The sequence below is a fragment of the Candidatus Binatia bacterium genome (assembly GCA_023150935.1).
Classification (GTDB): Bacteria; Desulfobacterota; Binatia; order HRBIN30; family HRBIN30; genus JAKLJW01.
Window position 1 is genome coordinate 32,534 of record JAKLJW010000034.1, and the last position, 22,337, is coordinate 54,870.

Genomic DNA, 22,337 nt, shown 5'->3' on the forward strand with positions numbered 1-22,337 from the left:
CGGATGAGTCGTCTTGCTCGTGGTTCTTCAACGCCTCGACTTCCCGGCGTCTCGACGGCGGACTACGTCGAGCTGCGTTGCCGCAGTGCCTTCAGCTTTCTGACCGGGGCGTCGTTGCCCGAAGACCTCGTCGCACGGGCGGCGGCGTTGGGCTACGGGACGCTGGCGCTCGGCGACCGTGACGGCGTCTACGGCGCACCGCGCTTGCACAAAGCCGCACAGGCAGCCGGCCTGCGCGCCCTGGTGGGGACGGAGGTGGTGCTGGCGGAGAATCCGCGCAACCGCGCGGACGCTGGCGACGTCAGGGACCGAAACGACCCCCCGACCGTCGACAACCCGACCGCCTGCCCCCTGTATCTTCTCGCCGCCACCCGTGCCGGGTACCGGAATCTCTGCCGACTCGTCACGCAGATGAAGCTGCGGGCGGCGAAGGGACAGGGCACCGTCGTCCGGACCGATCTCGAGGAGCATGCGGAGGGCCTGATTTGTCTGCTTCGCCCCGCTTTCGGCATCGCGTCCGCCCATGGGGCGGTTGAGCGGTTGGGTTTCTATCGAGAGGCGGCGGTCAGGCTGTCAGGCCGTTACGCCGTCAAGGATGAAACCCCGACGGCCGACCGCCCGGCACCTGACATTCTGCTCTACCTGAAGTCCATCTTCCCCGGCCGTCTCTATATCGACCTGCAACGTCATCTCGATGCGGACGAGGAGCGGCTCAACCGGGCGTCGATTGCGCTCGCCCGGCAGCAGCGCCTGCCGCTGGTTGCCACCAACGACGTGCGGCACGCGCTGCCGGCGGGGCGGGCCCTGCTCGACGTGCTCACCTGCATCCGCGCCAGGACGACCCTCGACACGGCCGGCCGCCGGCTGTTGCGCAACGCCGAGCGACACCTGAAGGCGCCCGCGGAAATGGCGGCGCTCTTCCGCGACCTGCCCGAGGCCGTACGCAACACTCGCCATATCGCCGAGCAGTGCGAGTTCACCCTTGCCGACCTCGGGTACCGCTTTCCGGACTATCCGTTGCCGCCGGGCGAGACGCCGATCGGCCACCTGCGCACCCTCACCTATGCCGGGGCCCGTGACCGCTACGGCACGCTCGCGCCGCGGGTACGCCGGCAGCTCGAGCACGAACTCGCCGTCATCGGCAAGCTCGATCTTGCCGGCTACTTCCTCATCGTCTGGGACATTGTCCGTTTCTGCCGCGAGCAGGGCATCCTCGCGCAGGGCCGCGGCTCGGCCGCCAACTCGGCAGTGTGTTATGCCCTCGGCATCACCGCCGTCGACGCGGTCGGCATGGACCTGCTCTTCGAGCGGTTCCTGTCCGAAGAGCGCGGCGAATGGCCCGACATCGACATCGATCTGCCGAGCGGCGACCGGCGCGAGCGTGTCATTCAGTACGTCTACCGGCGCTACGGCGAGCGCGGCGCGGCCATGACCGCCAACGTCATCACCTACCGCACGCGCAGCGCCGTGCGCGAGGTCGGCAAAGCGCTCGGCTTCACGCTGGCACAGGTGGACAAGCTCGCCAGGCTCCTCAACCGTTTCGAGTTGCCCGATTCGAGCGACGCGCTGGCGGAGCAACTGCAGGCCGGCGGCGTCGATCCGACGGCGCCGCGAGTCGGTTTGCTCGTCGACATGGTGCAACGGATCCAGCACCTGCCACGCCATCTCGGCCAGCACTCCGGCGGCATGGTCATCGCCGCCGGGCGACTCGACACGATCGTACCGCTCGAACCGGCGGCGATGCCCGGACGCGTCGTCGTGCAGTGGGACAAGGACGATTGCGCCGACCTCGGCATCATCAAGGTGGACCTGCTCGGACTCGGCATGATGGCAGTGCTGGAGGAGACGATTCCGACGATCCGCGAGCACGAAGGCGTCGGCATCGATCTCGCGCACCTGCCCCCCGACGACCCGAAGACCTACGCCATGCTGAGGGCGGCCGATACCATCGGCGTGTTTCAGGTGGAGAGTCGGGCACAGATGGCGACGTTGCCGCGCCTGCGTCCCGGCCGCTTCTACGACCTCGTCGTCGAGGTGGCGCTGATTCGGCCGGGGCCGATCGTCGGGCAGATGGTGCACCCGTACCTCGATCGCCGCAACGGCCGCGCCCCGGTGACTTACGCGCACCCCGATCTCGAACCGATCCTGAAGCGAACGCTCGGCGTGCCGCTCTTTCAGGAGCAGCTCCTGCGCATGGCGATGGTGCTCGCCGGGTTTACCGGCGGGGAGGCCGAGGAGCTGCGGCGAGCGATGGGGTTCAAGCGCTCGGTGGCGCGCATGCAGGCCATCGAGCACAAGCTGCGCGCCGGCATGGCGGCGCGCGGCATCGCCGGCGACGTGCAGGACGCGGTCGTGCGCAGCATCACTTCGTTCGCGCTCTACGGCTTTCCGGAGTCGCACGCAGCGAGCTTTGCGTTGCTGGCATACGCCTCGGCATACCTGCGAGCGCATCATCTCGCGGCGTTCACCTGCGCCATGCTCAACAACTGGCCGCTCGGTTTCTACCACCCGGCAACGCTGGTGAAAGACGCGCAACGCCACGGCCTGCGCGTGTTGCCGGTGGACGTGATGCGCTCCGGCGTGCGGTGCACGCTGGAGCGCGGGGACAGGACGTCAGGCGGTTACGCCGTCAAGGAATCTCCCCTGACAGCTACTCCCCCGACCGACACCCTGTCCCTCCGCCTCGGCCTCCGCTACGTCGCGGGCCTGCGGGCGGCGGCGGCCGAGCGTATCGAGGCGGAGCGAGCACGGCGTCGATTCGCGTCGGTCGACGATGTCGTGGTGCGCTGCGGTCTGCGCGACGACGAGGCGCGCACGCTGGCGCACATCGGCGCCCTCGCCGCCTTCGGCCTGACCCGACGCGAAGCGCTGTGGCAGGTGGCGGGTGTGGACCGGGAACCGTTGTGGCAGAGCGTTGAGGCGTCGGGTCGTTACGCCGTTAAGGATCACGACGACGAAAGACACACGCCGTACGAGGGGAATGCTCCGGCAGGGCATCGATCCAATCCCGCCCCGCTCCCGGAAATGTCGCTCCTCGAACGGACTCTGGCCGATTACCGGGGCACCGGGATAACCGTCGGGCCGCATCTCGTGAAACACCTGCGCCCCGAACTTACCGCCCGCGGTGCCGTGCGGGCGTGCGACCTGCCCCGGATTCGCGACGGTCGCTGGACAAAAATCGCCGGCCTGGTGATCGTACGGCAGCGACCGGGCAGCGCGAAGGGATTCTGCTTCCTTACCCTCGAAGACGAAACCGGCACCTGCAACGCTGTCGTGACCCCCGACATGTTCCGCCGCCATCGCACCCTCCTGCACACCGCGACGCTGCTCCTCGTCGAAGGGCCGGTGGAAAAGGTGGTGGCATCCCGGGGCCCGGATTCGGAGGCCGAAGTCCCCGGCTCGGATTTGAAACGCCGCCGGCGTCCACAGGTCGACAAGCCGACCAGCCGGAGGTCCCCGGTCGTCAGCCAGCCGTCGTCAGCCGTCAGCGACCCATCCGGGACGCCGAGCGACGAACGACAGACGCCCGTCATCCATGTCCGTGCCCGCCGTCTGGAGGCGCTCTCCTTGCCGCAACAGCAGGTCGGCCTCACCGGCCGCGGCTACCGCATGCAGGTTAAGCCCGACGACGACGAACCACCACCGACGCCGAAGTCACACGATTTCCGGTAACGACGGGCACCCGGGCGCGAAGGAGGAGCGCCAGCGAGAGCATCGACCGGCGCCAGGCCACGCTGCCGCGCCGCGCCGCCGCCGGGCGCAGGCGCGTTACACGGGCGCGCCGCGGCTTTGCCGGCTCCTGCGCCGGGGCCTGCCGGCAGGACTCCAGCCAGTCGAGAACGACGGGGTAGACGTCGTCGGGGGCGTGCAGACCGAGCACGAGGTCGGCGTGACTGTAGTCGTGAGCGAACCCGTACTGCTTACCGACGATGCAGAACCGTTTGTGTCGAGCGCCAACTCGCCGGTAGACCCGTTCCAGGTCGCGCGCCGGCGTCAGACCGTCCTTGCTTCCGGCGACGATCAGCAGCGGCGTCGAGATACGTTCCAGGTGATCGGTGAAGTCGAACATCGCGTAGCGGTCGCTCATGTGTTTGGTCTCGTACCATTGGGCAAACTCGCGCAGCAGGGAAGCCGGCAGGTCGTCGACGGCAGTGAGCATCAAGGTGCGGAGCAACTTCACGTCGGCGTTGCCCGGATACCAGCCGAGTTCGGCGATGCTGGCGCTCCAGAGCTCGTTGAGCATGGCGGCAAACGGCGCTCCGAAGCGGGCCAGGGTCCCGAGGGGAACCCGGTCGGGCAGCCAGCCGAGGAGCCAGCGGTAGGGCAGTCCGAAGTCGATCAGCGGATGGCCGACGTCGCTCATCGTCGGCGAGCCGAGCGTGACGGCGCTGGCGATCTTGCCCTGCGCCGGTGTCATCAGGAGTGCGTAGGCGATCATGCCGCCCATCGAGTGTCCGACCCAGTGCACCTGCCTGGCACCCGTTTCGTGCAGCACTTTCTGGAGGGCGGCGGGAGCGTCGTGCTGGACGTAGTCTTCGAAAGTCCAGTCGTAGCGTTTGCCGTTGAGCAGCGACGGGCGCGTCGACCGACCGGCGCCGCGCAATTCGATTACCCAGGCGTCGTAGCCGCGACGCGCGAGATAGCGAGCGATCGACACTCGGCCCGGGCCGTCCATGTCCCAGCGATTCGAGGACATGCCGTGGCAGAGGATGACGGGCGTGCGGTGCGCCGTGCCGCGCGGCTCGTACCTGTAGAGGGCCAGCAACCAGCCGTCGCGCGTGCGGGCCCGATACAGGCGCGGGCGGGGACGGTCGAGATCGAACCAGGCGTCGATAAGGCGTTGCATGGGGCCCCCTACCACAGGCCCGCGCGAGCATCCAGCGCGCGGCCTGGCCTCCCGCCCTCAGCCCTCAAGACCTCACCCCGCCGGGCGCCCGCGGACTACCCGGCGTTCACGAGCAGACCGATATGTGTGTAGTAGTTCAGCGCACTGTACAGCAGAATCGCGACGCCGCTCACGACAAGACACCAACCCCCCATCCGCGCCACCGGGCTGCCCAGATCGCGAACTGCCACCGGCGCCAGCAGGGGACCCACCGCGCTCAGCGCGTAGAGCGAGCCAACCAGCGTATTCTCCACCCACGGATAGTCGTGAAAGATGCCGCTGATCGGTTCCTGCGCCGGTGCCGCGCCAATCGCCGAGAACCGGAACACCGCCACCGTGCAGGCCAGGAGGATCAGACCGAGCGAAAAGACGAGCCACGACACCGGCCGCAGCACACCGGTCAGGCGGTCGAGAGCCACGTCGCTCCGATCCCGAAACGCCTCCGGATGGGTCCACATGAACAACGCGGCCGCCAGCAGCAAGACACCGAGGAACAGCGTCGGCTCCCCGAAGATGATATTGACTTGAGGCTTGGCGTGGAGCGGCCACGTCACCGTCATCATACCACTCAGGAAGGTAAGGATTATGCCCAGCACTCCGAACGAAAGAGCCCACCCTTCCGGCTCGACACGGTGGCCTCGGCGCAACTTAGCGCCCAGAATCGGAACCAGAACCAGCGCGGCCCCGGCGGTGACACCGATCAACGTGTTGTAAAGGATCATTCCGCTTCCATGATACCGTCTCGACGCCGTGGGCCAAAGCCCAGAGTACAACTCACGGACCCTCTCCTCGAATCCGTTCGCGGGTTCGGGGCCGCGGACGGCGGCGGTCTCTTTTGCCGTGCCGACATGGTATCCAATCGCTTATGGCGGACGATGGGCGCGAAACAGCGACTCGACCGGACTTGCCGGCGCTGCGGGCGGTGCGCTCGACGGAACTCGACGCCGATACGCTGCGCCGCATCGTCGCGCTGTTCCGAATCTCGTACCGCGCGGCCGACGAGGCGTACCTCTTGCGCTCGCTCGAGAGACTACGCTTCGTCGCCACGGCGATTGCGGCTGAGACGCTCGCCGGGTTCGCGCTGGGCGACCTGCGGCGCATGGACCTGCCGCGGTTGCCGGCGCAAGCCGTCGCGCTCGCCGGCATTTGCTGCGTCGACCCGCGGTTCCGCCGCCTCGGCCTCTTCCGCGCTCTGGAGCAGCAAGCGTTCGCCGCCGCCGGCATCGCCGCGGAAGGACGCCTGCTCGCCTGCGGCCGCGTCGCACACCCGGCAAGCTTCCGCACCATGACCTCCAACCCCACCCACGTCCCGCGCCGCGGCCTCACTCCGACGCCCTGGCAGCGCGAGGTCGGCGCCGCCGTGGCGGGGGCTTACGGCGTCGAGCACTTCGATCCGGCCACCTTCGTGTGCGCCGGTAGCGGCAAGGCGATCGGGTATCCGATTCTCGATATGAACGTGGAACCCGAGGAGTGGGAGGTGTTCGCCGGCGTCGACCGCGACCGCGGCGACTCGCTGCTCGGCCTGTGTTGGGTCCCGGACGCGCCGGAGGGCTGGTAATGGTCGCCGCGCGGTCCGCGCCTGCGTGCGCACGATTGCGCGGATGTCCTCACGGTCGCGCGGTCGATCCGCGAGCAACTTGTAGACCACCAGCGCTTCCGGGCCGGCGACCGGAAGGGTCAGGTCTGCAACGACGACGGCTTCCGCGCGCTGGACCACGTCACCCTCAAATGCCGTCTTCGCAACCAGCACGTCCACCTGGCGCAGGTCGATGTTCTCGGCTCGAAAGACGACGATGTCCGGCAGCTATTCTCCGGGCGCCACTCGCTGCTCTCGCACGCGTGCGTAGCCCAGCGACTCAAGTGCGCGGACGACGGTGTCCAACGTTGCCGCCTCCGCCAGCACCGTCACGTCAGGATCGGTTCTGGCACGTGCGGCGCCATGGCTAAGCGCGCGGCGCGCGGTGAACACGCCAGCGCCCCCTACGCTCGCGACAGGTAATTCTCGGGAACGAACACGTTGCGACACCGGAACGCCGGCGGCGATTCGAGCATCAACCGCAGGCGCAAAGCGAAGCCATGTGCCGGAAATGCGAAAAACGGCTCCGGACTACCGATACTCCGTGTCCACGCCGGGGTCGCCATACCCACCTCGCGACAGAGGGCGCTCACAACCGCCGCCACGAGGCCCTCAATCTTGCCGGAGTACGCCGGGCCGACCTCCACCATCGCGCTTCGCTCCTCAGGCGTCGCCGCCCGAAAGTCGTCGACGAACCCGTTGACGTGCAATTGGAACCGCTCCCGGTCTGCGCCGCACGCATCCAGCAGCTCAGCCACGGTCATCGAACATCTCCTCGAGCAGGAGGCGCACGCGGACCGGCAGGCGCTCGGCCGGAAAGTAATCCAGCACCACGGCGAGAACGGCATCGGCCGACTGCAACCCGAGTCGGTCAGCCAGGAACCGGATGTCCGCGGCGTCCTCGGCGGTACGCGCCGCGGCACACTTCATCGCCAGCAGTGTGCGGGCGTCGACGGCGGACACCGTCAGATGCGACAACGTCTCCCAGGTCTCGTACCCGGCAGCCGCCGGCACGAATGCCTTCGCTGCATCGTTGAGCCAGTGATCGTCGAGCTGAAGCTCCTCTGCCACCTTGCGCGCGGCGCGCCGGACAACCGGCGCTTCGGTGAACCACGCATCGACATCTTTCGTGGCCGGGCGCGCACGATGCACCAGACACATCACCGCACCACCAACCAGGAAGACCTCCGCGCACTGCTCCTCTTCCGCGAGAAGCGCGTTGAGGCGGCGTAGTGCCGCGACGAGCGTCTCGCGTTGGAGAAGCGTCATGCGACCGCAGTCTATCACCGCCGCCGCTGGCCTGGCTATCTGTGCGCACCGCGGGCAGCGTCCCGCTGTCAGGATGCCGGCTGCCGCGAGAACGCGAAAAGGGCTCCTTGCAGGATCGGCGCGACCGCGACGGCCTGGTCGAACGTGAGGTACATACCGTGACGCCGTTCGCCCGTCCGCCGCAGCGGGATCACGTACCGGACTACGAAAGGGAGAATGGGGTCCACCATCGCGTCCCCGCCTTACGGATTGGGCGCCGCACAGCGATCGCGGGCGGGCGCCTCTTTCCGCTTCAGCCCCGAGGTGTCGTTCCGGACGGTTGTGCCGCCGTAGGTGGTGCAGTAGCGCTTCGTATCGCTGCCCAGACTCAGTACGATCCCCGCCTCGCCAGTGAACGGCGCCGCCACGCTGACACCCAGGCCTTTGCACACCGCCTTCACGACCTTGTTCTTCACGAGCACCGTGCGGCAGGGGTCGCTCGGCGTCCCCGTTCCTTTGTAGCGATACCCCTTCGCACCCGCCGGCCGTCCGAGGCCGGTCCACCCGCTGGCCGGAAGGGCATAGATCGTGGAGCCGGTTCCGCCGGTGTCGACGATCTCGAGCGTGCCACCTTCCGTGCGCGGATCGTCACCGGCACCCGCCAGCTCGAAGGTCCGGCCGGACGGGGCTCTGGCAACAAAGGCAAGCTTTCCGGGTGCGATCGTGAGGACCCGTCCGGGCATGAGCTCGGGCCGCGGTGGTTTGGTCCGCAGTCCCGTGGACGCCACCGGTTCCGGTTCGCCGTCACCGTCGAGATCGGCGCTCAAGATCACATCGAACGTCCTCGTGCCGTCATGAACCAGCGGGGTGATCGTTATCTCGTCGACCAGCGTCGATCCCGCCGGAACCGTGACGTTGCGCGTGAGCCTGGTTCCGGGGGGATTCGATCCCAGACTCACGACCGACATGTCCGAAGCCCCCGTGGAATCCTCGACGCTCCAGGTCAGGTCATACGACTTTGGCGAGCCCGAGGTGTTGTAGACGACGACGGGCTTGCGAATGGGTACGCCGACGCTGACGCGTCCGTGCGAGTTATCGACCGGGACGAAGCAATCGTCACGTTCGTCGACGAGAAAACCGACGCACTGCCGATCGCCGTCCGGCGCCGAGATCGTCACCCGATACGCGGCGCGTTCTCCCTGCGCGGTCAGGCCAGACGGCCTCTGCAGCGTCAGCGAAACGGTCTTGATGCTGGCCGGATTGACAGTTTCCGGAGGAAGGCTGACCGACGAAGGTCCGAGTACCGTACTCGTCTGGCTACCCAACTGGAAGCCGACCTGCAGCCCGACCGCGGTTATAGAGTAGGTCTGTCCGACCGGACTCGGGTTGTGGATTTCGAGCGGAACCGTGGCCGAGGTATCCGATGCGCATAGTCCCCTCGTGCGCGGCACCGCACACCAACGCTGACACTTGCCGTCGGCATCCGCAAGCCAGATGCCGAGGACGCTCGTCGGGTCGAGGACGTATTGGAACACTTCCAGCTCGTCGATACCGCCGTCGAACGACTGCGAATTGAACTCGACGAAGCCGCCGCCTTCCATGTACGCGAACCCGATTCCCGCCGGCATCGTGTTGGTGAGGTTTCCTGCGAGCGGACTGAGCGATTCGGTGTGTGCCAGCGTGCCGTCGACGTAGAAGCGCACCAGTCCACCCCCGCCGGTACCGCCGTCGCGATCCACGGTGACGGCCACGAGATGCCATTGCCCGTCGGTAAGTGACGGAATCGAGCCCGACACGGCTTCGCGCGCACCGCCGCTGCTCCGCATCAGCAGGCTCAGGCGATCGTCGCGCAGGCCGAAACCGAAGCCGTGTTTGATCCCTTTCCAGAGAATGGCGCGGTACCCGCTGTCGGGGTCCGGGCGAATCCACGCGTCGATGGAGAAGTCCAGTGAGTCGCTACCGGTCTCCGGTCCGAAGTCGAGCGCGCCGTCCGAGGGGTGGGGAACCAGTACGAACTGTCCCGCCCCATCGAGGTCGAGCGATTGCCCGACATGGCCGCTCAGGCGGGCGATCGGCAGGGTGCCCTGGTGGGTGCCGTCGTGGTCGGCGATCGTTTCGTTGGCGGTGTTGCCGGTGGGTTCGTCGAAGGGCCACCATGCGGCCATCGTCACCGGCGGCGTGACGCACGCGCCCAGGATCGGGGTGATCACGGCCGGACCGAGGGTCGGGTTAACGCCCGTCCCCTCGATCGTATAGTTCCCGTTGTGGATCGCGAAACACGCGCTCGTGTCGGTACTGGCGGTGACCGTAACCGTGAAGGTCCCGTACGCACCGGGTGCGAGGGTACCGAGGTTGCAGGTCACGACGCCCGCGGCGTACCCGCAGGTACCTCCCGTCGACGGCGCACTTTGGGAAACCCACGTAGCACAGTCCGGAATCGTCTCGTTGACGATCACGTTAGCGACCGGCTCCGTTCCGTCGTTGCGGTACGTGAAGGTATAGGTCAGGTTGGCGCCGGCCTCGACCCACTCTTCGCTCGCGGTCTTGACGACCGAGAGACCCGGGAGTTGAGCGCCGAAACCGTCCACGTAGACATAGGCCCAGTGCGGTCCCCCCCCCGCACAGTCTCCGGCGGACACATCCAGCTCGACGATGCTGCCAATCGCCAGCGATGGTGCCGGGACATCCACTACCGTCCAATCGGTGTAGCCCACGTCTCCGCCCGCGGCGGGGATCCACTTCCAGGGAACGCCGGGCTCGTTGGCAAAGACGAACTTTTCGTACAGGAGAGTCCCGGAAAGGACCTCGGTGAGCCGTATGCGGAAAAACGGTTGATCGCAGGGAGGATGGCCGGGGTCGACGATAACCGGGGCGTAGACGAAGCGTATGTGTACCAGGGAGTCGACGGGGTCGATGTCCAACGCCGTTATGGTCGACTGCTGCCCGATCGAGTTCAGATTTAAGGTTAAACCCACGGCGTTCTCACCGTTCACTCGTGCGGAGTTGAGCCCGAACTTCGGGAATTTCAGGGTAGCGCCCGCGCCCAGGTTCGGGTCCACCCCGGTCTCGGGCGGACTGGCCGAGACGATCACCGTACGATCGACGCCTCCGGGCGTTGGCGGGACCGCCGAGAAGGGTCCGTTGCATGGGCCGGGCAGCGTACCGTGCTTCGAAGTCGTTTTGGTCCAGCCAGCGAAGGTGGACTCGAAGCCGCCGTTGGTGAACAGCGCTCGGGCCGGGGTATCGAGGAGTATCGCCAACGACACGAAGGCGACGGCACCCAGTCCACCAAGACGTGCGGCCATACGCAGCGATCCCTTTCCGGTATCGCGACCGCTCGCAGCCGCAGGATGTACACCGCCTCGACCGGTGCCGCGCGCGGTCGGCCTGTGCAGAGCAACGGAGACCGAACGCGGCCACAATGCGCCCATCCCCGGAAGGGGTCAAGAGAAACCTGTCGGGCTATCGGAGCGTAAGGGCAGATCCGGATGGCGTGCGTGCCGGCATCCACCGTGCCCCAGCCCCAGCCCCTGCCCGTGCCCCCTGCCCCGACGTCAGGCCAAACCGGGCTTGGGCAGGGGCTGGGGCAGGGAATTTGGGGGTACATTTGGAGTGGCACAAGTCGTGCGGCCGGATGGCGGAAAAACCCTCTCACGTTCGGCCCGCAGCGCCTTGCGGTCGCATACGAATGCTCGTATAGTCTGCCGAGATGAAGGAGGCGCGCTTCGTCGGCACCGCCCGTGAGGACTTGGCGGCGTTTCCGGAGGAGGCACGTCGACGCGCCGGATACGAGTTGTTCATGGTGCAAGTGGGGCGGCAGCCGGCGGACTTCAAGCCCCTGCCTGCCGTCGGGACGGGGGCTTACGAGGTTCGCGTGCGGCATGAAGCAGGCGCCTTTCGTGTGGTCTACGTGGCAAAGTCAGAAGATGCGGTCTACGTCCTCCACGCCTTCCAGAAGAAGACACGCAAGACGTCACGGGCGGACATCGAAGTCGCAGCCAGGCGTTACAAGCTGATCGGAGAGCACCCATGAAGAAGCCCGATAAGCGCATCACGCGGGGCAGCGGGAACGTCTTTCTTGACCTGGGTTTCCCACCGCACGAAGCAGCCGTCATGTTGCTGCGCTGTGAGCTTGCCGAGGCGCTGCGGCAGTGGATGGCTCGTGAGGGCCTTACGCAAGCGCAGGCGGCCAAGCGTCTCGGCGTGGTGCAACCGCGCATGTCCGAGATCGCGCGTAATAAGGTGGATAAGCTTTCGCTCGACTACTTGGTGGGCCTGTGCGCGAAGGCCGGCGTATCGGTTGCAGTGAGGCTGGCGGCGTAATCGGCAGGCCGAACCAGCCGCTCCGGGCGACGGCGAAAAGCACGGTCGGAAGAACATCCACTCAATCGCCCGGGGGGTCGGTGGGACATCCACTCGCGCCCGCCGGAGCGATGGGTGTCCAGCACCCCTGCCCGAGCCCCCGCCCCTGCCCCTGCCCCGACGTCAGGCCAAACCGGGCTGGTGACGCGTGGCGCATGACCGGACACCCACCGCCCAGGGTCCGGGATCGCCCCTGCCCAAGCCCCTGCCCCCGACGCGCCGGCGCGAGCGGATTTCCCATTCACCAGGTGCTTCGGACGTGTCGATAGCGCCGGATCTCCCGGTCGCTCGTCACGAAGGGCACATCAAGTCGCCGGGCCAGTGCGATCAGGAAACGATCGGCCGGGTCTTGGTGAAACGAACCGGGGAGGAGCGTGCTTCCAATGGCGTCGCGTGCACTCCATCTGCGAGCGCCGCCGAGCCGGCCTCTCCTCCGTACCGGCTCGGATAAGCAACTTTTCCCGCGAATACCCGTACATCCCCAGGTGCGACCCGCACGGTTCCGCCGGCGCCGGCCCGGCGGTATTGCCGGCGCTGACGGAACGTGCTTGAGAACCCGGTACGGAGAGGTGCCCGAGCGGCCTAAGGGGCACGCCTGGAGAGCGTGTGTACCCAAAAGGTACCGTGGGTTCGAATCCCACCCTCTCCGTTGTCAGATCGGAGACCCGGAACGGGCCGTTCACGACGCCGCGTCGTCAACCCCGGTCCGAAGTCGATCTCGCCGCCGCGGCGCGGAGAGGCGCCGGCCGCGACGGAAAAGGAGAGATGGCCGCAAACGGCGCAAGACCTGGCACGAAATCCCAGGAGCCTGTCGGAGAAAGGCCCGCTGGTGCTTCGACAAGCTCAGCACGGGCGGGCTCTGCCTTGATTTCACAGCATTTTCCGCTCGCCCTGAGCCCGTCGAAGGGCGATGGGCCGCTTTCTCCGACAGGCTCCTAGTCCGCGCCCCCCCCACTCCTCGCCCCCCGGCTTTCCAACTTTCCGCCTCTACTGCCCGACCGCACTCTGGACGCACCGCACGCGACATGCCAACATCCGGAGTCGACAGAACCGACCACCAGTCGATGCAGGACGGGCAGGAGTGATAGCTAGGTCCCACGCAAGGGAGCGTCGCGAACCCCGTCAGGTCCGGAAGGAAGCAGCGGTACCGACTACCTTCCTGTGCCGTGGGGAAACCTAGCTATCACTGCTGCCCGTCGCCGGTCCCAATGAGCTACCTGGTCCTCGCCCGCAAGTGGCGACCGCAAACCTTCGAGGAAATCGTCGGGCAGGACCACGTCAGCCGCACCCTCGGCAACGCGATTCGCACCGGCCGCGTCGCGCACGCGTTCCTCTTCACGGGCGTGCGCGGGGTCGGCAAGACCACGGCCGCACGGATCCTCGCCAAGGCCCTCAACTGCACCCGCGGCCCCACGCCCACGCCCTGCAACGACTGCGTCAACTGCCGCGAAATCACGGCGGGCAACGCCGTCGACGTGCTTGAAATCGACGGCGCCTCCAACACCGGCGTCGACGACGTCCGCGAAATCATCGAAAACGTCCGCTACCAACCCGCCAAGAGCCGCTTCAAGATCTACATCATCGACGAAGTCCACATGCTCTCGACGAGCGCCTTCAACGCCCTGCTCAAGACCCTCGAAGAGCCCCCGCCGCACGTCAAGTTCATCTTCGCCACCACGGACCCGCACAAGGTACCGCACACCATTCATTCCCGCTGCCAGCGCTACGATTTCAAGCGCATTCCTTACCGGCTGATCGTCGAACGCCTCGCCGACATCGCCCGGCACGAGGACGTCACCGTCAGCGAAGCCGCCCTCTTCACCATCGCCCGCGAGGGCGAGGGCAGCATGCGCGACGCCCAGTCGCTGTTCGATCAGGTGATCGCCTACGCCGGAAATACCGTCGGCGACGCCGACATCGGCGCCGCTCTCGGCGTCGCCGACCGCAAGCTGTTGCTGAATACTGCCGACGCGCTGCTCACCCACGACGCCGGCGCGGCGCTCGCCCGCCTCGACGAGCTGCACAGCTTCGGACACGACCTGCGCCGCTTCACCCGCGAGCTTCTCGAACACTTCCGCAATCTGGCGATCGCCCGCCTGGTCCCCGACGAGAGCCTGCTCGCCGACCTCTCCGAAGATGAACGCGCCGAAACTCTGCGCCAGTCGCAACTCGCCTCGTCCGCGGACCTCGACCGCGCCTTTCGCGTGCTCATGACCGCCGAGACCGAAGTGGCCCGCGTTCCCTATCCGAAGCTGGTCCTCGAAATGACCCTCATCAAGCTCGCGACCATGGCACCGATCGTTCCGCTCGACACTCTCATCGAACGTCTCGACGAGATCGAACGGCGGCTGCTGACACCGTCCACCGCTGGAACCCCGCCACGCCGCACCGGCGACGCACCCGCCCCGGCAAAAACGTCGCACCGCGAGAGCGCACCGGCGACCGGAACGACTCGACCGGCCGGCTCTTCCTCCACCGCCACAGCCGCTCGACCGGCACCGGCGGCACCCGCCACCGGCGATGACAGCACAATCGAGTCCGCCGCCCCCGATGCACAGCCCGCTCGGGAGACGCCCGGCCGGAGCTGGGAGGACTTCCTCGCCACGGTCGCAAAAGAGAAGGTCACCTTGCTGCCCTATCTCCTCAAGAGCGCACCGCCCAACCTCGAAGGACCGGAGCTGGCGCTCAGCGTGCCCTCCGGTTACTACTACGACTATCTGGCACAACGGGATCACGCGCAGATCGTCGAGGACCTCGCCCGACGCTTCTTCGGGCGATCCTATCGAGTCTCGGTCCGGACATCGGAAGCGGCACCCGCCGCGCCAGCCTCGGGGACGGCGCCAACTGCCGCCGACCTGCACGCGGCGGCCATGGATCATCCGGCCGTCCGCGCCGCGGTGGAGATCCTCGGCGGCGAGGTCCACGAGATCAAACCCCGCGGCCGGCGCGACAGAGGTGGCGAATGAGTAAGGGATTCAATCCGCTCGGCAATATCGTGAAGCAGGCGCAGGAGCTGCAAGAGCGCCTGGGCAAGATTCAAGAGGAAGCCGCCGCCCGCACCGTCGAAGCCTCGGCCGGCGGCGGCATGGTGACCGCCGTGGTCACCGGCAAGCTCGAAGTTGTCGCCTTGCGCATCGACCCGTCGGTCCTCGATACCCGCGACCTCGACATGCTCCAGGATCTCGTCGTCGCCGCCGTGAATCAGGGCCTTCGCAAAGCCCAGGAGATGATGGCCGAAGAGATGCGCAAAGTAACCGGCGGCCTCAACCTGCCCGGCCTCGGCATGTGAACGGAGCGAGCCGCCGTGGAAAGTGGAAAGCCCGGCGCGGCCACCTTTCGCAACCCCCGCCCCGCACCCCGATCGCCTGACCGCGCACTACCCAAACATTCCGCCCCATGTCAGCCCTGCCGCCTCCCCTCACTCGCCTGATCGAGGCTCTCGTCAAACTGCCCGGCGTCGGCGAAAAGACCGCTACCCGGCTCGCCTTCCATCTGCTCAAGGCCGACCGGCGCGACGCCGAGCAACTGGCCGCGGCGCTCCGCACGCTCCACGACGAGACGCGTCTTTGCTCCGTCTGCCAGGCCCTCACCACCGATGACCCGTGCCGGCTCTGCGCCGATCCCGCGCGCGACGCCCCGACGATCTGCGTCGTCGAACGCCCCGCGGACGTCATCGCCCTGGAACGCCCCGGCACCTTCAAGGGCCGCTACCACGTCCTGCACGGCTGCCTCGCGCCGCTCGATGGGGTCGGCCCCGAACAGCTTCGTATCGCGGAACTGCTCCGCCGCCTCGCCGACGGGCGCGTCGCCGAAGTCATCATCGCCACCAACCCCACCGTCGAAGGCGAAGCCACGGCGATATACCTCGCCCGCCTCGTCAAGCCGCTCGGTGTCCGGGTGACGCGCATCGCCCACGGACTGCCGATGGGCGCCGACGTCGAGTACGCCGACAGCGCCACCCTGGGCCACGCCCTCGACGGACGCCGAGAGATGTAGGTCGACGCCGCCCGAGCGTACATCGCAACCATGCGCCTCCGCATCGATTACGGCCGCACCGGACTCGACGTCGAACTGCCCGACGATCGACCCGTGGCGGTGATCGAGCCGGCCGACGCCGCGCCACTCCCCGACCCCCACGCCGCGATTGCAAAGGCGCTGGCCGAACCCATCGGCTGCGCCCCGCTTGCCGAGGTCGTCCTCGTCAGCGACGGCGTGCCGGCGGCACAGGTCCCTGCCCTCCTTGCCACGCCGGCCCCCAGCGTCGAGGCGGCGCTCGAACGCGCTTCCGCTTTCCACGGCGACGGCGCCCGCGTCGCCGTGCTGCCGCACGGCCCCTACGCAATTCCAACCGTGCGCGGCCGCAAGCTCACCCTCGCCCGCGCCTGGATGGAAGACGGCGCACCGCGGTAAACGAAACCCGGAGCTCGACCGACGACGGGCAACCCGCACTGCCTCCGTCCGTCATTCGCCGTCCTGCAGCGCAGCGACGATTTCGATCCGCGCCGCGGCCGTGTCCTCGGTCGCGTAGGCGCGCTCCAGGGCGGCGCGAGCGGCCGGGCCGCCGAGGCGCCCAAGCGCCCACGCCGCATGCGCACGGACGCTCCACGCCGGGTCGCGGTGGAGCGCCTTCGCCAGGACGGGCAGCGCCGCCGGGTTGCCGCTGTTGCCGAGGCCGATCGCCGCATTGCGCGCCATGCTGGCCCGGCCCGTTCGCCGCACCGCCGTACCCCGATAGCGCCGGCGAAAGCCTTCTTCATCGAGCGCCAGCAACTCCGGCAAGCGGGGCCACAGCGCGTCCGCCAGATCGGCGCCGCCATCGTCGACCGGATCGTCGTTCCACGGGCACACGATCTGGCAATCGTCGCAACCGAATACCCAGTTGCCGAACCGGCGCCGCAAGTCGCGCGGCACCGAGCCCCGGTGCTCGATGGTCCAGTAGGATATGCAGCGTCGCGCATCGAGAACGTAGCCCGGCTGCAAAGCCCCGGTGGGGCACGCGTCCAGACAGCGCTGGCACGTGCCGCAGCGGTCCGGATGCGGCACGTCGGGTTCGAGTTCGAGGGTCGTCAGCACCTCCCCGAGCAGCAGCCACGAACCCGCACGCGCGTTGAGCAAGTTGGTGTTCTTACCGAACCAGCCGAGGCCCGCCCCGACGGCCCACTCGCGTTCGAGCACGGGTCCGGTATCGACGTAAGCGCGGAAACCGGCCTCCGGACGTATGCGGCGCAAGGCCGCGACGAGCTGGCGCAGCCTCTCCCCAACCGTGTCGTGGTAGTCGGGACCTGCGGCGTAGGCTGCCATGCGGCCGCGCGGCTCGCCGCGCCAGTCGCGAGGGGATGCAGTCGGCGACCGGTAGCGCATGCCGACGCTGACGGCACTGCGCGCGCCGGGAAGGATCGCCTCGGGGTCCAGCCGCTTTGCCAGGCCGCGGCCGATGTACTCCATGCCGGCGGCATTGCCCGCCGCCAGCCAGTCACGAACGAACGCCCCGTGCGGCGGCGCACCCAGCCGCGCCAGGCCGCAGATGTCGAAACCGACTCGATCGGCCGCTTCCCGCACCGCCGTCTCGAGCCGCTCCATCACGCCACTCCCGTCGGGCCGCCGCGCCGCACGTTCTTGCGGCACCGGAACGACTCGTTTACTGTCGCGCGCTGCACACCGTATCGCCTCTGGAGGAAATCATGGCACCCCCGCTGCGTAACCTGAAGATGCTCGACCTGTCCCGCCAGCTCCCGGGGCCGTTCTGCTCGCTCATGCTTGCCGATCTCGGCGTCGACGTCCTCGTGGTCTCGTCCCCGACCGACGTCATGGGAATCGGCCTGCCGCTCGTGCAACGCAACAAGCGCAGCCTCACCCTCAACCTCAAGCATCCCGAAGGCAAGGCCCTCTTCTACCGGTTGGCCGAGGACGCCGACATCGTCCTCGAAGGCTTTCGACCGGGGGTCACGGCGCGCCTCGGGATCGATTACGAGACGCTGGCCCAGCGCAACTCGCGCCTCGTGTACTGTTCGATCTCTGGCTACGGGCAGTACGGTCCGTATCGCGACAAGGTCGGACACGACGTCAATTACCTCGGTTACGCCGGGGTTCTCGGAGCGGCGGGAACCGCCGGCGGGCCGCCGGCGATCCTGCCCGTCCAGGTCGCCGATATTGGCGGCGGCGCGTTGATGGGCGCCGTCGGCATCCTCGCCGCCCTCATGGCGCGCGAGCACACCGGGCGCGGTCAGTTCATCGATATCTCGATGATGGACGGCAGCGTGCTGTGGAACGTGTTTCACATCCTCCTCTATCTCGTGAGCAGCCAGACGCCCGAACGCGGCAAGACGCGCCTTACCGGGCACCACCCCTGCTACGCGATTTACGAGACCGCGGACGGCAAGTACGTCACCGTCGGCGCTCTGGAGGAGCACTTCTGGCGCAATCTGTGCGTACAGCTTGGCGTCGAGGAGTTCATCCCCGATCAGTACGCCGAAGGTGCGCGACGCGACGAGATGTTCCGTGTCATTCGCGACCGCTTCCGGCAGAAGACTCAGGCGCAGTGGCTGGCGCAGCTCGAGCACGTCGATATTTGCTTCGGCCCGGTCAACAGCGTGGCCGAGGCCTTCGACGACCCTCAGGTCAAAGCCCGCGGTCTGTTTCGCGACCTTGACGGCCTCCGCCTCATTGCCTCGCCTCTCAAGTTGTCGGCTACCCCGCCGCAAGAGCCGACCCCGCCGCCGGATTTCGGACAGCATACCGACGAGGTGCTGCGCGACCTCGGCCTGTCGGCGGAGCGAATCGCCGCGCTCCGCGACGCCGGAGTGGTGTAGCGAGGGCCGGCCGGTGGACTTCGGTTTCAGCGAAGCCGAGGACGCGCTGCGGGAATCGGCGCGTAAGTTCCTCGCCTCGAAGTGTCCGATGACGTACGTGCGCGCCATGCTCGAAGACGACACCGGGTACGCCGAGGAGCAGTGGCGGAAGCTGGCCGAACTCGGCTGGCTGGGTTTGATTTTCCCCGAGGAGTTCGGCGGCGCCGGGCTCGGCATGGTGGAGCTGGTCGTGCTGCTGGAAGAAATGGGCCGCGTGGTCATGCCGGGCCCGTTCTTCTCCACCGTCGTTCTGGGCGGGGTCGCTCTCGCCCTGGGAGGGTCGAAGGCGCAGCGAACCCGCTACCTCGACCCGCTCGCACGAGGGGCTCTCAAAGCGACCCTGGCGCAGGTCGAAGACAGCGGCCGGTGGGACGCCGAAGGTATTCGCATGCCGGCACTGAAAACTTCTGGCGGCTTTACTCTGTCGGGGAGCAAGCTGTTCGTGCCCGATGCGCACGTGGCGGACTTGCTCGTTGTCGCGGCGCGCACGAGCGGCAAGGGGGAGCGTGGGGTTACCCTCTTCCTGGTCGAGCGCAACCGACCCGGGGTCGGCGTTCGGCTACTGAAGACCATCGACCAGACCCGCAAGCTCTGCGAGGTCACGTTGACGGACGTCGAGGTGCCGGTGGAAGCCGTCCTCGGCCGCGTCGGGCGGGGATGGCCACTCCTCGACCGGGTCGTCGATCGCGCCCGGGTGGCACTGTGCGCGGAGACGTGCGGCGGTACGCAGAAGGTACTCGAGATGAGTGTCGACTACGCCAGAGTGCGCGAGCAATTCGGGCGGCCGATCGGCAGTTTTCAGGCTATACAGCACAAGTGCGCCAACATGATGGTGCAGGTGGAGAGTGCAAAGTCGGCGACTTATTACGCCGCCTGGGCCGTGGCTAACGACGTCAGCGAAGCGCACCTCGCCGCCTGCATGGCCAAGGCCTACTGCGCCGACGCCGGCCGCGTCGTGACCGCCGAGGGCATTCAGATCCACGGTGGGATCGGCTTCACCTGGGAACACGACCTGCACCTGTACTTCAAACGCGCCAGGGCCTCTGAGGCCGCTTACGGCGACGCCACGTGGCACCGCGAGCTGGTCGCACGGGAAACGCTGGGAAAGCCGTGAAGGCCTGGGGGGCCTGCGGGCTTGGGGGATTGGGGGACATCCCATTCACGCCCTCAAGCCCTCATCCCCTCAAGCCCTCATCCCCTCACGCCCTCAAGCCTTCCCGCCCCCCACCTCGACCACTGCGGCCACCGGGTGCTTCCGGCGGCCGCAGAGCTGAATGATCCAGGCCATCGGATACTTGCGGCGGACGAGCTTCAGCACGCGCGCAATCTCGGTCGGGTCCTCGATGGGTGTGGCGCGCGCGGGTTGCGGGCCGTCGCCGAAGTCGACTTCCACCGTGGGCGTCTTGCGGAGGTTCTTGTACCAGTCCGCGCTCGCTCCACGCACGTGCTGCACATAAAACCGGCTGGCGTCCGCCACGACGAACCATACCGTCACGGTGTGGCGCTTGCCGCTCTTGCGGCCGACGGTCGTGAGCCGCACCGTCGACCGCCGCCGGTGGGCGCCGAGATCGACGCTCACCGCGGCACCACCCATACTGCCGTCTGCCGCAGATCCCCGCGCACCGCTTACTCCCGAAACGCCGCCACAACCGCACGCCAACGCGCCGCATCGCCGGCATGGAACGGGAAGTAGAACGATACGCGGTCCAGATAACCCGTGTAGCGGCGCTTGATCAGCGCCGGGATATCCTCGCTGGCGCCGGTAACCGCAAAGACGTCCAGCATTTCGTCGGAGATCTCGTCGGCCATCGCGGTCCACTCCCCGCGTTTCGAGAGTTCCGTCAGACGCCGGGCGACGTCGCCCCAGCCATGGAGTTCGAGCACCCCCGCGTACGCCGGCGTCGAGGCGTAGAAGGCGATCTGCTGGCGAACGGGGCCCCTGGCCGCCTCGATTTCTTCGCGCGTGTTGCCGGCAACGACGAATATACTCGACGCCAGTTCGATGTCGCCGCGGGCGCGACCGCCTCTGGCCAGCCCCTTCTCGATGTTCGGCAGCGTCACCGCCTCCAGATACGCGATGGAATGCAACGGGTGGACATGGAATCCGTCGCACAGCTCGCCCGCAAGGCGGCACATGTATTCGTTCACACCGGCGATGTAGATGCGCGGGTAGGGCACCGACAGCGGCCCGGGATTGAAGAACGGCGTCATCAGCGTGAAGGTGTAGAACTGGCCCTGGAAGTTCGGCCGGGTCCCGTGCTGCCAGCAGTCCCAGGCCGCACGGATCATCAGCAGCATCTCCCGCAGCTTCGGACCCGGCTGCTCCCACTTGACGCCGAAGCGGCGCTCGTTGTGGCCCTTGACCTGCGTACCGAGGCCGAGGACGAAGCGGCCGTTCGACAGCGCCTGCAGGTCCCATGCGATCTGCGCCAGCACCATCGGGCTGCGCGGGAATGCCACCGCGATGGCGGTACCGAGTTCGATCCGTTGCGTATGCTCGGCCGCGAGCACGAGCGGAAAGAAAGGGTCGTGCGCCGTCTCGGCCGTCCACAAACCATCGAATCCAACGGCCTCGGCGGCCTGCGCCGCGGTGGCAGCGTCCCTGAGCGTTCCCGGCATCAATCCCGTATCGATCTTCATCGCACCCTCGCCCGAACCGGAGTGTAGGCGCAGACGCTATCCGAAAGGCACCGCGGACACCACCAACCCCACGGCGAAAACGGCAGGCAGCTCTTGTTCAGCCTGCCCCCGCCTCCCCAAGCCCCCGGGCCCTCAAGCCCTCGCGCCCTCGCGCCCTCCAAGCGCCGTGGGCGCGTCGTAAGATCGGACGGCAAGTGCGGGCGTATTTCATTGCTCGGGCCGCCCCCCCGCGCTATGAACAGGGCGTGGCGCCGATGACCGATCCGCAGCGGTGGGACAACGACCCGGGACGCCGGGCGAACGCTTCGCACACCCCGGTGCGCCCGGCGCGGCAGGGCAACGGGTACAATTTCCAGAACATGGTCGGTGCCAGCTTACGCCACGCCCGCCGCGTCATTGTGCTCGTCGTCGGACTCACGGTGCTCGCTCTGGGCACGGCGCTGATCGTGCTTCCAGGCCCGGCGTTTGTCGTGATTCCGGTCGGGCTTGCCATTCTCGCCACCGAGTTCGAGTGGGCACGACGGTGGCTGCACCACATCAAGGCCGGGGCGCGGACGCTGGTCGATCGCAACCGGCACCCGCTGCGCAACTGGCGCCGCTGGTTCCGCGTCTCGCGGTAATCCTCCGCACGCGGGCTCTCCTGCGCGTCGCGCACATGGGCTGGTTCGGCACCGCATCTGCTGGCGCCGCCGAGGCGACCTCTCCTCCGTACTCGTACTCGTTCACGTACTCGTACTCGTTCACGTACTCGTACACGGCCACTTACTCGTGAACCTCC

At 67.6% G+C, this 22,337-nt stretch carries 20 protein-coding genes, 1 tRNA gene and 1 other RNA gene; 13 read left to right on the forward strand and 9 right to left on the reverse strand.

What is annotated here, in order from left to right; translation table 11 throughout:
• Positions 1–3 precede the first annotated feature (3 nt).
• Positions 4–3,672, forward strand: a complete 3,669-nt coding sequence (locus L6Q96_17475; protein MCK6556349.1) for an error-prone DNA polymerase — start codon at positions 4–6, stop codon at positions 3,670–3,672.
• On the opposite strand, the gene L6Q96_17480 is transcribed toward L6Q96_17475, so the two are convergent.
• Both L6Q96_17480 and L6Q96_17485 read right to left on the reverse strand, forming a co-directional pair.
• Positions 3,617–4,846, reverse strand: coding sequence for an alpha/beta hydrolase (locus L6Q96_17480; protein MCK6556350.1), 1,230 nt, complete (start codon positions 4,844–4,846; stop codon positions 3,617–3,619). The genes L6Q96_17475 and L6Q96_17480 overlap by 56 nt on opposite strands.
• 95 nt (positions 4,847–4,941) lie before the next feature.
• A complete protein-coding gene (locus tag L6Q96_17485; protein MCK6556351.1) occupies positions 4,942–5,607 on the reverse strand; it encodes a DUF981 domain-containing protein in 666 nt (221 codons plus the stop codon).
• Between the two features lie 143 nt (positions 5,608–5,750).
• On the opposite strand from L6Q96_17485, the gene L6Q96_17490 reads away from it, so the two are divergent.
• Complete coding sequence (locus L6Q96_17490) at positions 5,751–6,443, forward strand: hypothetical protein (protein MCK6556352.1); 693 nt, start codon at positions 5,751–5,753, stop codon at positions 6,441–6,443.
• Positions 6,444–6,865: 422 nt separating this feature from the next.
• Here L6Q96_17490 and L6Q96_17495 read toward each other — a convergent pair whose 3' ends face one another.
• From L6Q96_17495 to L6Q96_17510, 4 genes are all read right to left on the reverse strand, one after another.
• Entirely contained in the window at positions 6,866–7,225 is a 360-nt protein-coding gene (locus L6Q96_17495; protein MCK6556353.1) for a hypothetical protein, read from the reverse strand.
• Positions 7,212–7,730, reverse strand: a complete 519-nt coding sequence (locus L6Q96_17500) for a hypothetical protein (protein MCK6556354.1) — start codon at positions 7,728–7,730, stop codon at positions 7,212–7,214. The genes L6Q96_17495 and L6Q96_17500 overlap by 14 nt, the downstream gene beginning before the upstream one ends.
• Before the next feature lie 68 nt (positions 7,731–7,798).
• Positions 7,799–7,960 (reverse strand): hypothetical protein, encoded by a 162-nt coding sequence (locus tag L6Q96_17505; GenBank protein MCK6556355.1) that lies wholly within the window; start codon positions 7,958–7,960, stop codon positions 7,799–7,801.
• Between the two features lie 12 nt (positions 7,961–7,972).
• Positions 7,973–11,014: a hypothetical protein gene (locus tag L6Q96_17510; GenBank protein MCK6556356.1), complete on the reverse strand. Its 3,042-nt coding sequence runs from the start codon at positions 11,012–11,014 to the stop codon at positions 7,973–7,975.
• A 404-nt stretch (positions 11,015–11,418) separates the two neighbouring features.
• On the opposite strand from L6Q96_17510, the gene L6Q96_17515 reads away from it, so the two are divergent.
• The 8 genes from L6Q96_17515 to L6Q96_17550 all read left to right on the forward strand — a co-directional run bounded on the left by L6Q96_17515 (position 11,419) and on the right by L6Q96_17550 (position 16,481).
• Positions 11,419–11,742: a type II toxin-antitoxin system RelE/ParE family toxin gene (locus tag L6Q96_17515; GenBank protein MCK6556357.1), complete on the forward strand. Its 324-nt coding sequence runs from the start codon at positions 11,419–11,421 to the stop codon at positions 11,740–11,742.
• Positions 11,739–12,032 (forward strand): XRE family transcriptional regulator, encoded by a 294-nt coding sequence (locus L6Q96_17520; protein ID MCK6556358.1) that lies wholly within the window; start codon positions 11,739–11,741, stop codon positions 12,030–12,032. The genes L6Q96_17515 and L6Q96_17520 overlap by 4 nt, the downstream gene beginning before the upstream one ends.
• A 602-nt stretch (positions 12,033–12,634) precedes the next feature.
• Positions 12,635–12,720 (forward strand) — tRNA-Ser (locus L6Q96_17525).
• 437 nt (positions 12,721–13,157) lie between these two features.
• An RNA gene (ffs, locus tag L6Q96_17530) (signal recognition particle sRNA small type) lies at positions 13,158–13,256 on the forward strand.
• A 23-nt stretch (positions 13,257–13,279) separates the two neighbouring features.
• A complete protein-coding gene (gene dnaX, locus L6Q96_17535; protein MCK6556359.1) occupies positions 13,280–15,037 on the forward strand; it encodes a DNA polymerase III subunit gamma/tau in 1,758 nt (585 codons plus the stop codon).
• Positions 15,034–15,360 carry a YbaB/EbfC family nucleoid-associated protein gene (locus L6Q96_17540; GenBank protein ID MCK6556360.1) on the forward strand — a complete coding sequence of 109 codons (327 nt, stop codon included), beginning with the start codon at positions 15,034–15,036 and terminating at the stop codon, positions 15,358–15,360. Before dnaX ends, L6Q96_17540 begins: the two co-directional genes overlap by 4 nt.
• A 107-nt stretch (positions 15,361–15,467) precedes the next feature.
• Positions 15,468–16,067, forward strand: coding sequence for a recombination mediator RecR (recR, locus tag L6Q96_17545; GenBank protein MCK6556361.1), 600 nt, complete (start codon positions 15,468–15,470; stop codon positions 16,065–16,067).
• A gap of 30 nt (positions 16,068–16,097) precedes the next feature.
• Positions 16,098–16,481, forward strand: coding sequence for a lactate racemase domain-containing protein (locus L6Q96_17550; GenBank protein ID MCK6556362.1), 384 nt, complete (start codon positions 16,098–16,100; stop codon positions 16,479–16,481).
• A 51-nt stretch (positions 16,482–16,532) separates the two neighbouring features.
• Here L6Q96_17550 and queG read toward each other — a convergent pair whose 3' ends face one another.
• Positions 16,533–17,696, reverse strand: a complete 1,164-nt coding sequence (gene queG, locus L6Q96_17555; protein MCK6556363.1) for a tRNA epoxyqueuosine(34) reductase QueG — start codon at positions 17,694–17,696, stop codon at positions 16,533–16,535.
• Positions 17,697–17,752: 56 nt separating this feature from the next.
• Between queG and L6Q96_17560 the strand changes: the two genes are divergently transcribed.
• The gene (locus L6Q96_17560) at positions 17,753–18,880 is read left to right on the forward strand and encodes a CoA transferase (protein ID MCK6556364.1); all 1,128 of its coding nucleotides are present in this window, start codon (positions 17,753–17,755) and stop codon (positions 18,878–18,880) included.
• 13 nt (positions 18,881–18,893) lie between these two features.
• A complete protein-coding gene (locus tag L6Q96_17565; protein MCK6556365.1) occupies positions 18,894–20,033 on the forward strand; it encodes an acyl-CoA/acyl-ACP dehydrogenase in 1,140 nt (379 codons plus the stop codon).
• 93 nt (positions 20,034–20,126) lie between these two features.
• Here the strand turns inward: L6Q96_17565 and L6Q96_17570 are convergent, their stop codons facing one another.
• Positions 20,127–20,513, reverse strand: a complete 387-nt coding sequence (locus L6Q96_17570) for a nitroreductase family deazaflavin-dependent oxidoreductase (GenBank protein ID MCK6556366.1) — start codon at positions 20,511–20,513, stop codon at positions 20,127–20,129.
• Positions 20,514–20,545: 32 nt separating this feature from the next.
• On the reverse strand, positions 20,546–21,559 hold the full coding sequence (locus tag L6Q96_17575) for a TIGR03617 family F420-dependent LLM class oxidoreductase (protein MCK6556367.1): 1,014 nt from the start codon (positions 21,557–21,559) through the stop codon (positions 20,546–20,548).
• A 254-nt stretch (positions 21,560–21,813) separates the two neighbouring features.
• On the opposite strand from L6Q96_17575, the gene L6Q96_17580 reads away from it, so the two are divergent.
• The gene (locus L6Q96_17580) at positions 21,814–22,179 is read left to right on the forward strand and encodes a PGPGW domain-containing protein (GenBank protein MCK6556368.1); all 366 of its coding nucleotides are present in this window, start codon (positions 21,814–21,816) and stop codon (positions 22,177–22,179) included.
• Positions 22,180–22,337: the final 158 nt, after the last annotated feature.

Bases quoted from the DNA above. Each gene is read 5' to 3' on its own strand.
- L6Q96_17575 (MCK6556367.1), bottom strand. From the start codon at position 21,559: ATGAAGATCGATACGGGATTGATGCCGGGAACGCTCAGGGACGCTGCC.
- L6Q96_17540 (MCK6556360.1), top strand. From the start codon at position 15,034: ATGAGTAAGGGATTCAATCCGCTCGGCAATATCGTGAAGCAGGCGCAG.
- L6Q96_17510 (MCK6556356.1), bottom strand. From the start codon at position 11,014: ATGGCCGCACGTCTTGGTGGACTGGGTGCCGTCGCCTTCGTGTCGTTG.
- L6Q96_17580 (MCK6556368.1), top strand. From the start codon at position 21,814: ATGACCGATCCGCAGCGGTGGGACAACGACCCGGGACGCCGGGCGAAC.
- recR (MCK6556361.1), top strand. From the start codon at position 15,468: ATGTCAGCCCTGCCGCCTCCCCTCACTCGCCTGATCGAGGCTCTCGTC.
- L6Q96_17480 (MCK6556350.1), bottom strand. From the start codon at position 4,846: ATGCAACGCCTTATCGACGCCTGGTTCGATCTCGACCGTCCCCGCCCG.
- L6Q96_17515 (MCK6556357.1), top strand. From the start codon at position 11,419: ATGAAGGAGGCGCGCTTCGTCGGCACCGCCCGTGAGGACTTGGCGGCG.
- L6Q96_17570 (MCK6556366.1), bottom strand. From the start codon at position 20,513: ATGGGTGGTGCCGCGGTGAGCGTCGATCTCGGCGCCCACCGGCGGCGG.
- L6Q96_17520 (MCK6556358.1), top strand. From the start codon at position 11,739: ATGAAGAAGCCCGATAAGCGCATCACGCGGGGCAGCGGGAACGTCTTT.
- L6Q96_17560 (MCK6556364.1), top strand. From the start codon at position 17,753: ATGGCACCCCCGCTGCGTAACCTGAAGATGCTCGACCTGTCCCGCCAG.
- L6Q96_17550 (MCK6556362.1), top strand. From the start codon at position 16,098: ATGCGCCTCCGCATCGATTACGGCCGCACCGGACTCGACGTCGAACTG.
- L6Q96_17485 (MCK6556351.1), bottom strand. From the start codon at position 5,607: ATGATCCTTTACAACACGTTGATCGGTGTCACCGCCGGGGCCGCGCTG.
- L6Q96_17475 (MCK6556349.1), top strand. From the start codon at position 4: ATGAGTCGTCTTGCTCGTGGTTCTTCAACGCCTCGACTTCCCGGCGTC.
- dnaX (MCK6556359.1), top strand. From the start codon at position 13,280: ATGAGCTACCTGGTCCTCGCCCGCAAGTGGCGACCGCAAACCTTCGAG.
- L6Q96_17505 (MCK6556355.1), bottom strand. From the start codon at position 7,960: ATGGTGGACCCCATTCTCCCTTTCGTAGTCCGGTACGTGATCCCGCTG.
- L6Q96_17495 (MCK6556353.1), bottom strand. From the start codon at position 7,225: ATGACCGTGGCTGAGCTGCTGGATGCGTGCGGCGCAGACCGGGAGCGG.
- L6Q96_17500 (MCK6556354.1), bottom strand. From the start codon at position 7,730: ATGACGCTTCTCCAACGCGAGACGCTCGTCGCGGCACTACGCCGCCTC.
- L6Q96_17490 (MCK6556352.1), top strand. From the start codon at position 5,751: ATGGCGGACGATGGGCGCGAAACAGCGACTCGACCGGACTTGCCGGCG.